The sequence below is a fragment of the Streptosporangium heterodermiicola genome, from assembly GCF_051390675.1.
Taxonomy (GTDB): domain Bacteria; phylum Actinomycetota; class Actinomycetes; order Streptosporangiales; family Streptosporangiaceae; genus Streptosporangium.
Window position 1 is genome coordinate 78,129 of the sequence record NZ_JBPJSR010000022.1, and the last position, 12,096, is coordinate 90,224.

A 12,096-nucleotide genomic window follows, 5' to 3' on the forward strand; every position below is an offset into this window, starting at 1 on the left:
ACCGCCAATTGCACCCTCTGGGTAAAAGCCGCTTTTCGGACAACCCTTTTGATTAGGCGAATACCGGGCGAATACCGCTTTCGCCTCACCTGGCGGTGGCGTCGAGCACGGCTTTGAGAGACGCCTCCAGGATGTCCACACCGGCGTGCAGCTCGTCGTCGCCGATCGTGAGAGGCGGGGCGACACGGAAGATGCCCCCCATCCCGGGCAGCTGGACGATGTTCATGTGCAGGCCCCGTTCGAGACAGGCCGAGGTGATCGCGTTGCCCAGCGCGTCGGCGGGCACCTTGCCCCTCTTGTCCTTGACGAGCTCGACCCCCTGCAGCAGGCCACGGCCGCGGACGTCGCCGACGACCTCGTAGGTGTCGCGAAGCGCGAGCAGCCGGTCGGTGAGCTGGGCGCCCAGCCGCGCGGCGCGCTCCGTGAGGTTCTCGCGGGCGATGACGTCGAGGACCGTCAGCGCGACGGAGGCCGCCAGGGGGTCGGAGACGTGGGTGGTGTAGAAGAGGAAACCCCGCTCGTGGCAGACCCGCTCGATCTCGGCGGTCGTGACGACGGCCGCCACGGGCAGCCCGGCTCCCAGGGTCTTCGACAGCGTCAGGATGTCGGGCGCGACCCCGTCGCGCTCGAACGCGTACATCGTCCCGGTGCGGCCGAGACCGGTCTGCGCCTCGTCCAGGATGAGCAGCATCCCGCGCTCGGCGCACATCTCCTTGAGGCGGCGCAGATAGCCGGGCGGCAGGTCGATGATCCCGCCCGAGGACAGGACGGGCTCGACGAGGCAGGCGGCGAGACTTCCGGCGGACTGCCGGTCGACCAGGGCGAAGCCGTAGGCGAGCTCGGCCTCCCAGTCGTGGGAGCCGTCGGAGGCCCGGAACGGCGAACGGTAGGCGTTCGGCGTGGGCAGCGCGAGGTTTCCCGGCATCGGGGGACCGTAGCCGTGCCGCCCGGCGGAGAAGGTCGCGGCGGCGGCCCCCTGGGTCATGCCGTGCCAGGAGCGGTCGAAGGAGACGATCTCGAAGCGGCCGGTGGAGAGCTTGGCCATCTTGATCGCGGCCTCGTTCGCCTCGGCTCCCGTGGTGAGCAGCAGCATCTTGGCGAGCGCCGGGGGCAGGGTCGCGGTGAGCCTGCGGGCGAGCTCCAGCACCGGGGTGCTGAGCATGCCGCTGAAGAGGTGGTCCAGCGAGGCGACCGCGGCCGAGACCGTCGCCACGATGTCCGGGTGCGAGTGGCCGAGGATGGAGCTCATCTGCCCCGAGGTGAAGTCGAGGATCGGCGTGCCCCGGCGGTCGAAGACGTACGAGCCCGCGGCGCGTTCGATGACCCGGGGGGTGAAGCCGGCTCCGTAGCGGATCAGGAGGCGGTCCGCATCGTCCCAGAACGTCGTGTCCATCGCCAGCCCTCTCGCCGCGTCCGGCAGGACACCGGATGTCCTGCCCGATGCCATCCTCCATCGGCGGCAAAGCTCGTAACAAGCAAACGAATACGCCTCACCGTTCGGTGTTGCCTTATCTTTGGCGCCATGCTCAACCCGCAACGTCTCGCGATCCTGCGCGCGGTCCTGGCCGCCGGGTCGATCAACAGGGCGGCACGCAACCTCGGCTACTCGCCCGCGACGATCAGCCAGCACATGACCACCCTGGCGCGGGAGACCGGGCTGGTCCTCTTCGAGAAGCAGGGGCGCGGCATCAGCCCCACCGACGCCGCGCGGCACCTGGCGGACCAGGCCCAGTCGCTCCTCGCCGACTTCGGGCGCCTGGAGCGCGTCGTCGCGGACCTGCGGGGCGGCCAGGCGCAGCACCTGGCGATCGCCTGCTTCGCCTCGGCGGCCGAGCGGTGGATCCCGGAGGTCGTGCGGACCGTCCGCCGGCACCAGCCGAACCTCACCGTCGAGATCAGCCTCAACGAGCCCGTCGACGGGCGCGGCCGCCGGCGGCCGGACCTCGACATCCGGACCGAGCCCGCGGGCGGGGCCGGGGTCCACCTCGACGGCTACCGGCGTCACGAGCTCACCGTCGAGGAGCTCGTCGCCGTGCTGCCCGCCGCCCACCCCCTCGCCGAGGCCCCCGAGCTCGCCCTCAGGGACCTCGAAGCGGAGCCCTGGATCGATCACGACATCTACGACAGCCCGATCGGGCAGATCATCGTGACCGCCTGCCGGGCCGCCGGCTTCACGCCGCGCCACGCCGCCCGCCTGGACGACCACCGGGCGGCGCTGCGGCTGGTGGCGGCGGGCGTCGGCGTCACCGTCCTGCCGCGCCTGGCCGTCGCGGAGCTCCCCGGCGGGGTCGTCGCCAGGCCCCTGGTCCGCCCCGCCGTCCTGCGGCGCGTCGTCGTGCACGCCCGCCAGGACCGGCGCCGCGGCGACCTCATCGCCCGCGCGGTGGCACAGCTTCGCGCCGGCGCCCGCGAGCGGGAACCCGCCTAGCCCGTACGCGGTGACCGGTCGCGGGCGTCCGGTCGGTTCACCAGCACGATCTTCTCGCGGGCGTGGCGGGTCTCGCTCAGCTCGTGCGCGGCCGCGGCCTGGGCGAGCGGGAACGCCGCCGCGACCGGCACCCGCAGCCGGCCGTCCGGCTGCCCCTCTCCAGGGGCCGACCCCGCTCTCCGCACGTGATTGATCTCCGGCCGGGGAGATCGCCCTCACCGTCGGGCGACCGCGGCTTCGCCTCTCACTCGCCTCAGGTGGGCATCCGCCTGCCCAGGGCGGTCTCGTAGGCGCGCATCGTCCGCACGATCGTGGCGCGTTCGGCCGGGGTGAGGTCGGCCAGGACCTCGGCCCACGCCAGCGCGCTGCCCGACAGCCACTCGCGGATCGGCTCGGCGTAGCGCGGTGCGATCGCGACGACCCGCCGCCGCCGGTCGGCGTCGTCCTCCTGCCGCGTCAGGACGCCGCGACGGGACAGGTCGCCCACCATGAGGCTGACGGTCGTCGGAGCGACCTCCAGCCGCTCCGCCAGCCCGCTCACGGTGAGAGAGCCGTCGTACTGCAGGTAGGCGAGCAGCGACAGGTGGCGGGGCGCGAGATCGAGCGTCCGCAGCGGCTCGGGGACGGGCAGCCGCTTGGCCCGCCCGACGAGCCTGGGCATCAGCAGCAGCATCGACCGCACCGCCTGCTGGGACGTCATGCCGTCCGCGTCGTTGACCATCTGGCGCCTCACCTATTACCTTTGAACATAAAGCTAATTTGGGAACAAACGAGAGGTCCACGATGCCACATCTGACCGTCCGGGTCCTGGAGCCGCAGCTCGAAGGCAACGAACCGGCCCTCATCGCCGCGCTGACCGACGCGGTGGCCGGCGTGTACGGCGAGTGGGCGCGCGACGTCGCGGTCGTCCACCTCGAAGGCGTGCCCGCCGGACGCTGGGGCCTGCGGGGCGAGCCGGTCGACGAGGCCCCGCCCGCGATCCTGTTCGGTATCCGCGAAGCCGCGTTCGCCCGCCCCGACAGCGGCGAGATCATCGCCAGGCTCGTACGAACCGTCACCGACGCCACCGCCGGTGTCCTCGGGGCGCACCTGCGTGACACCATCTCGGTCGAGCTCGTCGCGACCCCGGCCGGCCGCACCGCGATCGGAGGTGTGATCGTCGACGGCTGACCCCGCCCCCGCCCATCGGGGAACCCGGCACTTTTAAAAGGGGTGACGGCCGGCGTCGCCCACCGGCAGGGGCAGGCCGGCCGCTCCGGCAAGGAACCCGGCGTCTCTCAGGGGGTGACCGGGGGATCGCCGACGTCGGCCGATCCCGGCCGGTCCAGCCCGGCGGCCAGGTCGGCGATCGCCTGGTCGATCTCCTGGCGCAGGAGGTCCATGGGCGGCGTCTCGTCGAGGCCGCCGGCGTGCTGGAGCCACCGGCCCAGGACCACGCGGAGCGCCGTCAGCGCCGTCGCCGCGCACAGTGCCGGATAGATCCCGCTCGGCGCGGGCGCGGCGCCGGACCGGAGGCGTTCGGCGATGGCCTCGGCGAGCGCCTTCTCCTGGGAGGCCAGCAGGGCCAGCTGGTGGGGCAGCAGCGACGGCGTCCTGGAGATGAGCCGGGTCGCCCTGACGTAGTCACGGCTGGTCTCGTCGTCCTGGTCGACGACGGCGAGCGCCGCCTGGCGAAGCGCCCACAGCACCGACTCGGTCCGGGGCCGGGCGCGGAACTCGGCGGTGAACGCCTCGGCCCCGGCCGCCACCACTGCGACCACCGCCTCCTCCTTGCTGGAGAAGTAGTTGAAGAAGGTCCGCAGCGCGATGTCGGCCTCGGTGGCGATCTGCTCGACGGTGATGTTCTCCACGCCGTGACGCAGCCCCAGACGCAGCGCCGCCTCCCGTACGGCGGCCCGGGTGGCCAGCTTCTTGCGCTCGCGGCGCCCCGTCACTACCCCGGCACCGGTCACGACCCCGGCCCCGGCCCCCTTCCCGGCCCCGGCCCCGGTCCCGGTGGCCGTACCGGTGGTGGTGCCGGGTTCGGCGCGCGCCGGGGTGAGCGGCGCCTCAGGGCGGACCATGGTGTCCCCTTTCGCGGGTTCGGGCGTTGCCGGACGGCCCGGCGGCCCCGGTCGGACCCGGCCGGACCGGGCCCGGCCGGGACGTGGTGAACCCAGTCTGGGGCAGAGCCTGTCAGGCCCAGGTGACGGGCAGGGAATGCACGCCGAAGATGAGCATCTCGTTGCGCAGCGGCACCTGCTCGGCGGGTACGGCCAGGCGCAGGTTCGGCATCCTGGTGATCAGCTCGCCCAGGCCGACCTTCATCTCCGCGCGGGCGAGCTGCTGGCCCAGGCACTGGTGGATGCCGTGCCCGAAGGCCAGGTGCGCGGCGCGGGGCCGCCGCACGTCGAGCCGGTCGGGATCGTCCCAGTGGCGGGAGTCGCGGTTGGCCTCGGGCGTGGCGATGATCACCGTGGCGCCCGCGGGGATCTTCACGTCGCCGAGCGTGACGTCCTCGACGGCCACCCGGCTGACGCCCAGCTGGATGATGGACAGGTACCGCAGCAGCTCCTCGATCGCGTTGTCCATCAGCGCCGGGTCGGCGCGCAGCGCGGCGAGCTGCTCTGGATGCTCCAGCAGCGCGAAGGTGCCCAGGCCCAGCATGTTGGCGGTGGTCTCGTGCCCGGCGCCGAGCAGCACCAGCGCCATGTCGGTCAGCTGGGCGTCGGTCAGCGGCGGGTCGGCGTCGTGGACGAGCCCGGACAGGATGTCGTCGGCCGGTTCGGCCCGCTTGGCCGCCACCAGCTCCTGGATGAAACCGTACAGCTCCAGCCCCGAGCGGATCCGCTCCTCCTCGGGGGTGGTGGAGTTCAGCGCGATGGCGGTGCGTTCCTGGAACTCGGCCCGGTCGGCGTAGTCGACGCCGAGCAGCTCGCAGATCGCCAGCGAGGGGATCGGCAGCGCGTAGGCCGGTACGAGGTCGGCCTCGGTTCCGGCCGCCCGCATGGCCTCGATGCGCTCCACGGCGATCTCCCGCAGGCGTGATTCGAGCGCCTTCATCCGCCGTACGGTGAACTGGCCGGTCAGCAGCCGCCGCAGGCGCGTGTGCTCCGGCGGGTCCATGAAGACGAACATCCCGTCGGCGCGGCTCTCCACCTCAGGCGTGAGACCGGCCGCCTCCTGGCCGCCCTGTGCCGCGGCGGCCAGTCGCTCGGCCTCGTGCGGCTGCGGGCTGGTGACGTCGGGATAGCGCACCCGGTCGGCGCTGAAGCGCGCGTCGGCCAGGACGGCGCGGGCCTCCCGCAGGCCGGTGACCAGCCAGGTGGGGGCGCCGTTGAGGAGCCTGAGCGGCTGGATCGCTCCCCGGTCACGCCGCTCCCGCAGCCCGGACGGCGGGTCGAACGGGCAACCGCTCCGTTCCACCAGGTCCGCCGGAAGCATCCTGCGCATCTCCGTCGGGGATTTCGCCACCGGCTCGGCCCGGGTCCCGCTCTGCTCGCCGAGAGTCGTCATCACCACATCCTCTTCCTGGGCGGCGGGCTGCGCCGCCCATCACTGGTGGGGTTCGCCGCCACCCTACACACAGAACATGCACGACGAGCATCAATGCACGACGTGCATTTTTTTGGCCGGGAGGTCAGCGCCGATCAGCCTCGTGACCGCCAAGGCCGGGGCGACCGGCTCGGGGACGCGTTCGAGGACGGCACCACGGTTCGGCACAATGACTGATGTGCGAGTTGAACTGCTTGGTCCGTTCGAGGTCCGTAACCACGACGGGGCCGTGGTGGAGGTTCCCGGGGCCCGGCTGCGCGCGCTGCTGGCCGCGCTCGCCCTCGAACCGGGCCGTGGCGTCACGCGCGGGAGGCTGGTGGACTGGATCTGGGGACGACGGCCGCCCGCGGACGAGGCGAACGCCCTGCAGGCGCTGGTGTCCCGGCTGCGCAGGGTGCTGCCGGACGGTGTGATCGAGGCCGACTCCGGCGGATACCGGCTGGCCGTGCCTCCCGACGCCGTGGACGTGCACCGCTTCGAGCGGCTGATCGGCCAGGCCCGCGCCGCCGAGCCCGCGGCGCGGGCGGACCTGTTGCGCTCGGCCCTGGCCCTGTGGCGGGGCACGGCCATGGCCGACATCGCGCTGCGCGACAGCAACGTGTTCGACGCCGCGGTCGCGCGCCTGGACGAACTCCACGTCGCCGCGCTCGGGGATCGGGTGGACGCCGACATCCGCCTCGGCCGTGGCGCGGAGCTGATCTCCGAGCTGACCGGGCTGGTCGCCGCCCACCCGCTGCGGGAGGGATTCGTGGCGGCCCTGATGCGAGCGCTCGCCGAGGCGGGGCGCGGCAACGAGGCGCTGACCGTGTACCAGCGGACGCGCGAGCGGCTCGCCGAGGAGCTGGGCGCCGATCCGTCGGCCGAGCTGTCCGCGCTGCACACCGCGTTGCTGCGCGGCGAGCTGGGCGAGCGGGCGGAGAGCCGCAGGACGAACCTGCGCGCCGAACTGACGAGTTTCGTCGGCAAGGACGACGACGTCTCCGCGGTCGCCGCCCTGTCCGTCGGGCACCGGCTGGTCACCTTGACGGGGGCGGGGGGCTCCGGCAAGACGAGACTGGCCACGGAGACCGGGCGGACGATGCTCGCCGAGCTGCCGGACGGGGCGTGGCTGGTCGAGCTGGCCTCGGTACGGGCGGGCGGCGAGCTGGCGCAGGCCGCCCTCACCGCGATCGGCCTGCGTGACCAGGCGCTGCTCGGTGGCGCGCGAGGCGGGGAGCCGATGGACCGGCTCGTCGCCGCGGTCCGGGGGCGCACGATCCTGCTGATCCTGGACAACTGCGAGCACGTGATCGAGGAGGCCGCGGCCTTCGCGGACCGGCTGCTGGGGGAGTGCCGGAGCCTGCGGATCCTGGCCACGAGCAGGGAGCCGCTCGGTATCACCGGGGAGGTGCTGTGGCAGGTCGAGCCGCTCGCGCTGCCCGCGCGGGGGGCGGACCCCGCCGAGGCCGGATCCTCGCCCGCGGTGCGGCTGCTGCGGGACCGCGCGGACCTGGTGCGCAAGGACATCGGCTCCGACGCGCCCACCCTGTCGGCCATGGCGCGGATCTGCCGGGCGCTCGACGGGATGCCGCTGGCGATCGAGCTGGCCGCGGCGAGGCTGCGCACCATGTCCGTCGATCAGCTGGCCCGCCGGCTCGACGACCGGTTCCGGCTGCTGACCGGCGGCAGCCGTACGGCGCTTCCCCGGCACAAGACGCTGCGCGCGGTCGTGGACTGGAGCTGGGACCTGCTGACCGAGGCCGAGCGCGGCGTGCTGCGGCGGCTCTCGGTGTTCTCCGGCGGGGCGAGCCTGGAGGCGGCCGAACGGGTGTGCGGGGACGAGGCGTCCACCGGGGAGCGGACGCTCGACGTGCTGACCGCGCTGATCGAGAAGTCGCTGCTGCTCGCCGACGGGGAGGGCACGCCGCGCTACCGGATGCTCGACACCATCAGGGAGTACGCGGCGCAACGGCTCGCCGAGGCCGGGGAGACCGAGCCGGCGCGCCGGGCGCACCTCGCCTACTTCACCGAGCTGGCCGAGACGGCCGACCCGCACCTGCGCCGGGCCGGGCAACTGGAGTGGCTGTCCACGCTCGACGCCGAGAAGGACAACATCAGTGTGGGCCTGCGCGGGGCGATCGCCGAGGGGTGGGCGCAGGAGGCGATGCGGCTGGTCGCGGCCGCGGGCTGGTACTGGTATCTCAGCGGCTACCGGGCCGAGGGCACCACGTTGAGCATCGCGGCGGCCTCGCTGCGAGGTGAGGTGTCCGACGAGGTGCGGGCGACGGCGTACACCATCGTGGCGATCTTCGTGACCTCCGGGGTCGGCGACCAGTACCAGGCGCGGGAGTGGATCCACGAGGCGCACCGGCTCGCCCGGCGCGGCGGGTATCGCAACCCGCTGCTCGGGTTCGTCGAGCCGCTGGAGCGGATGCTGCGGGATCCGGACGACTTCCTGCCCGCGTTCGAACCGCTCATCGCCGACGACGACCCGTGGGTGCGCGCGCAGGCCAGGCTCTCCCGCGGCCGGTTGCGGCTCACGCTCGGCAGCGACGAGACCGACGTGGACGTCGACATCGAGATCGCCCTCGCCGAGTTCCGCACGCTGGGCGACCGGTGGGGGATCTCGACGGCGCTGACCTTCCTGGCCGACCGGCTCGCCACGCGCGGCGAGCTCGCACGCGCGTGCGAGCACTACGAGGAGGCGGTCGCGGCGCTGACCGAGGTGGGCGCGACCGAGGACGTGGTCGGCCTGCGGGCGCGGCAGGCCCAGCTGTACTGGCTGCTCGGCGACGAGCGGTCCAGCGCGTCCGCCATGGCCGAGGCGCAGCGGTGCGCGGGCGGGATCACCTGGCCGGACGCGCTCGCCGAGCTGACGCTCTCGAAGGCGCAGCTGGCGCGCTGGCGCGGCGAGCCGGACGAGGCGCGCCGGTACCTGACCACGACGTGGACGGAACTCGGCGACTCCGTCCAGGCCAGGGCCCTGGACCTGTACGGCTACCTCACCGAGGACCTCGACGAGGCCCGCGCGCACCGGACCGAGGCGTTCCACACGGTCGTGGAGTACGCGTATCCGCCGCTGATCGCCGAGGTGCTGATCGGGATCGCGGACCTCGCGCTGCGCCGGGGACAGTACGAGCGGGCCGCGCTGCTGCTCGCGGCGAGCGACGACGTGCGCGGCACCCCGGATCGTTCGCAGCCGGACGCCTCCAGGATCGCCGCGGAGGCGCGGGAGCGCCTCGGGGAGACCGCGTTCGCCGAGGCGACCCGTACCGACCGGCGGCGGGACTGGCGCGAGCTGGCGGAGATCACGCTCGCCTCGTGAGCCTCGTGAGCCTCGTGAGCCTCGTGAGCCTCGTGCGCGTCGTGAGCCTCGTGAGCCTCGTGCGCGTCGTGAGCCTTGTGCGAGTTGTGAGCGCCCACGGGTAGCCGGTCTCGTGGCCCTCCCGGCGCCGTCGGGCCCGGGCGGGGCGAAGATCGTGCCGGTCGGGACGTCCGGACCGATCACCGGCGTCGCCCGTCGGCCTCACGGCTCTTGCGGGGTTCCGGTTCGCCGGTTGTGGTGGTCCAGCAGCCTGGACAGCAGCCCGGTCAGCTGCCGCCGTTCCTCGGGGGCCAGCGGGGCGAGCAGTTCGTCCTGGCATTCGGCCAGCCTTTTCTCAAGTCGCCGCAGTTGCCTCTCGCCCGCCGGGGTCAGCGAGATGATGTTGCGCCGCCGGTCGGCGGGGTCCGGGGCGCGCTCGACCAGCCCGCGCCCGGCGAGTTCGTTGACCGTCGCGACCATGTCGCTGAGGTGGATGCCACCACGGCGGCCCAGCGCGGCCTGGCTGGCCGGGCCGGACTCCTCCAGCGTCGCCAGCAGGCGGTAGTGGTAGCCGCGGGCGTCGACGGACGAGAACCCGTCACCCACCAGGCGGTGCGCGTGGCCGGCGGTCTGGCCGAGCAGCCAGCTGGGCAGGCCCTCCCACGGGGCGGGCGTCTCCTCGGACAGGCTCTCCATGTGGGCGAGTCTAGCGAGTCGTTCGGTGCACTAATGAATGTGTTATCGTTCGCGGAGTAAACGTTAGATGGCCGAACATTTAGTCGGCGAATCAATCCCCCGGAGCCGAGATCATGATCAAGCCGTTTCGCATCGACATCCCCCAGGCCGACCTCGACGACCTGGCCGACCGGCTCTCCCGCACCCGCTGGCCCAACGAGGTCGCCGACGCCGGTTGGGACTACGGCTTCCCGCTGGCACGGCTCAAGGAGCTCGCCGAACACTGGCGCACCGGCTACGACTGGCGTGAGCACGAGGCCGGGCTCAACGAGCTTCCGCACTTCATCACCGAGATCGAGGGGCAGAACATCCACTTCGTCCACGTCCGCTCCTCGAACCCGGACGCGCTCGCGCTGATCCTCACCCACGGCTGGCCCGGCTCGTTCCTGGAGTTCCTCGACGTGATCGAGCCGCTGTCGCGCGACTTCCACCTGGTGATCCCGTCCATCCCGGGATACGGCTTCTCCGGGCCGACCCACGAGCGCGGCTGGGACCTCGTCCGGGTCGCGCGGGCCTGGGCCGAGCTGATGAGCCGTCTCGGGTACGAGCGCTACGGCGCGCAGGGCGGCGACTTCGGCTCGGGCATCTCGCTGGCGCTCGGCGCCGTGGCCCCCGGGCGGGTCGTCGGGGTGCACGTCAACTACCTGCCGACCCGGCCGGTCCCGGACGCCGGCATCGAACTGTCGGAAACGGACGAGGCCCGGCTGGAAAAGGTCAGGCGGCTGATGGCGAACCGCCCGCCGTACCAGGCTCTGCAGGCCCTCACCCCGCAGACCGTCGGCTACGCGCTGACCGACTCGCCGGTCGGCCAGCTGGTCTGGATCGCCGAGCGTTTCGCGGAGTGGACCGACCCTCGCTCGCCGATCGGCGACGAGCGCATGCTCACCGACATCTCGCTGTACTGGCTGACCGCCACCGCGGCCTCCTCGGCGCGGCTGCACCACGACGTCCCGCGGGGGAGCGCGCCGTGCCCGGTACCGGTCGGGGTGGCGGTGTTCGCGTACGACATCACGCAGCCGGTGCGACCGCTGGCCGAGCGGCTGTACGACGTCAGGCACTGGTCGGAGTTCGATCGCGGCGGGCACTTCGCCGCGATGGAGGTGCCGGAACTGCTCGCCGAGGACGTCCGGGACTTCTTCCTCGCCCGCCTGGAGCAGGACCACCGGGACGCCGCCCGCTAGCCGCGGGTCGAACAACCCAAAACGGACTTATGCTGACTAGTCCTAATAAATCTACTTTGTAAAGGCGCTCGGTCGAGTTCAAGATCATTTACAATGGACTGAAGACTCATCACCCACAAACAGGGAGCCAGCCTGACATCGGGTTGTAAGGCTTCGAGATGACGTCGATCGAGCGGACCGCGTGTCCGCGGTCCGACTGGTTATCTCCCTACGAGGTCAGGCCGCGCGGACGCGGCGGATGTGGCGGGCGTAGCGGGGGCGGCCGATGACGTGCCAGACGCCGCGTACGGGTGCGGGGAGGCCGGACAGGAGTGTGGCGCGCTCGGCCGGGTTCGCGTCCTCCAGGACGAGGCCGAAGAGCGTGAGCAGGGTGAGTTTGGGGGTGTGGGCCACCAGGTGGTCGCCCAGGGAGGCCCATTCCCTTTCGGTGATGTGCTTGGCCGCGAGCGGGAGAAGGGTGGACTCCTCGTCGTCGAGGTGTTCGAGCAGGACCGCCCGGTGATCGGTGAGGATCGCCACGAGGGTGTCGCGCTCGTCGGCTCCGGCGGTGGCCTCCCAGGCCGGGACGGCGGTGTCCAGGCTGGTCAGCGTGGCCGCGATGTGCTCGTGCTGGGCCTCCATGCGCAGGATGATGTCCGTTTCCAGGTCGACCCTGGACAGGAGTGGCGGCCACAGCAGCTCGTCCTCGCCCTCGTGGTGGTTCTTCAGCCCCGTCCGGTAGACGCGGAAGTGGTCGGCGATCACCTTGGCGCGAGCGGTGTCGCCGGGGGTGACCGCGGCGACGAGTTCCGTCAGCAGCCGCGACTCGCGGCGGAGGGCGCGGTGGACGATCTCCATGTCCTGGGTGTCGACGCTCATCTGTTCCCGCCTTTCGTCCGTTCGATGTGCTCAAGCCTGCTCGCGGGGTTTGGAAGGCGCTTGGAGTCGGCTTGGAG

10 protein-coding genes and 1 pseudogene are annotated in these 12,096 nt (G+C 72.4%); 4 read left to right on the top strand and 7 right to left on the bottom strand.

Annotation, left to right across the window (positions count from 1 at the left end; all coding sequences use genetic code 11):
* Window positions 1–85 precede the first annotated feature (85 nt).
* Entirely contained in the window at window positions 86–1,447 is a 1,362-nt protein-coding gene (locus tag ACSC1Q_RS34790) for an aspartate aminotransferase family protein (protein WP_436762964.1), read from the bottom strand.
* Between the two features lie 75 nt (window positions 1,448–1,522).
* Between ACSC1Q_RS34790 and ACSC1Q_RS34795 the strand changes: the two genes are divergently transcribed.
* Complete coding sequence (locus tag ACSC1Q_RS34795; RefSeq protein WP_436762965.1) at window positions 1,523–2,428, top strand: LysR family transcriptional regulator; 906 nt, start codon at window positions 1,523–1,525, stop codon at window positions 2,426–2,428.
* Here the strand turns inward: ACSC1Q_RS34795 and ACSC1Q_RS34800 are convergent.
* Window positions 2,425–2,574 (bottom strand): annotated as a pseudogene (locus tag ACSC1Q_RS34800) (zinc-binding dehydrogenase); the annotation flags it as partial. The gene ACSC1Q_RS34795 and the pseudogene ACSC1Q_RS34800 overlap by 4 nt on opposite strands.
* Window positions 2,575–2,681: 107 nt before the next feature.
* Window positions 2,682–3,161, bottom strand: a complete 480-nt coding sequence (locus ACSC1Q_RS34805) for a MarR family winged helix-turn-helix transcriptional regulator (protein ID WP_436762966.1) — start codon at window positions 3,159–3,161, stop codon at window positions 2,682–2,684.
* 50 nt (window positions 3,162–3,211) lie between these two features.
* On the opposite strand from ACSC1Q_RS34805, the gene ACSC1Q_RS34810 reads away from it, so the two are divergent.
* Window positions 3,212–3,598 (top strand): tautomerase family protein, encoded by a 387-nt coding sequence (locus ACSC1Q_RS34810; protein ID WP_436762967.1) that lies wholly within the window; start codon window positions 3,212–3,214, stop codon window positions 3,596–3,598.
* Window positions 3,599–3,705: 107 nt separating this feature from the next.
* Here the strand turns inward: ACSC1Q_RS34810 and ACSC1Q_RS34815 are convergent, their stop codons facing one another.
* Together ACSC1Q_RS34815 and ACSC1Q_RS34820 are read right to left on the bottom strand one after the other, a co-directional pair.
* Entirely contained in the window at window positions 3,706–4,491 is a 786-nt protein-coding gene (locus tag ACSC1Q_RS34815) for a TetR/AcrR family transcriptional regulator (protein WP_436762968.1), read from the bottom strand.
* A 112-nt stretch (window positions 4,492–4,603) separates the two neighbouring features.
* Window positions 4,604–5,923: a cytochrome P450 gene (locus tag ACSC1Q_RS34820; protein WP_436762969.1), complete on the bottom strand. Its 1,320-nt coding sequence runs from the start codon at window positions 5,921–5,923 to the stop codon at window positions 4,604–4,606.
* 217 nt (window positions 5,924–6,140) lie between these two features.
* Between ACSC1Q_RS34820 and ACSC1Q_RS34825 the strand changes: the two genes are divergently transcribed.
* Window positions 6,141–9,266, top strand: coding sequence for an AfsR/SARP family transcriptional regulator (locus ACSC1Q_RS34825; RefSeq protein ID WP_495573950.1), 3,126 nt, complete (start codon window positions 6,141–6,143; stop codon window positions 9,264–9,266).
* 201 nt (window positions 9,267–9,467) lie between these two features.
* Here the strand turns inward: ACSC1Q_RS34825 and ACSC1Q_RS34830 are convergent, their stop codons facing one another.
* Window positions 9,468–9,941, bottom strand: coding sequence for a MarR family winged helix-turn-helix transcriptional regulator (locus tag ACSC1Q_RS34830; protein ID WP_436762971.1), 474 nt, complete (start codon window positions 9,939–9,941; stop codon window positions 9,468–9,470).
* Between the two features lie 113 nt (window positions 9,942–10,054).
* On the opposite strand from ACSC1Q_RS34830, the gene ACSC1Q_RS34835 reads away from it, so the two are divergent.
* Complete coding sequence (locus tag ACSC1Q_RS34835; protein WP_436762972.1) at window positions 10,055–11,161, top strand: epoxide hydrolase family protein; 1,107 nt, start codon at window positions 10,055–10,057, stop codon at window positions 11,159–11,161.
* Between the two features lie 216 nt (window positions 11,162–11,377).
* Here ACSC1Q_RS34835 and ACSC1Q_RS34840 read toward each other — a convergent pair whose 3' ends face one another.
* Entirely contained in the window at window positions 11,378–12,019 is a 642-nt protein-coding gene (locus tag ACSC1Q_RS34840; protein WP_436762973.1) for a hemerythrin domain-containing protein, read from the bottom strand.
* Window positions 12,020–12,096 lie beyond the last annotated feature (77 nt).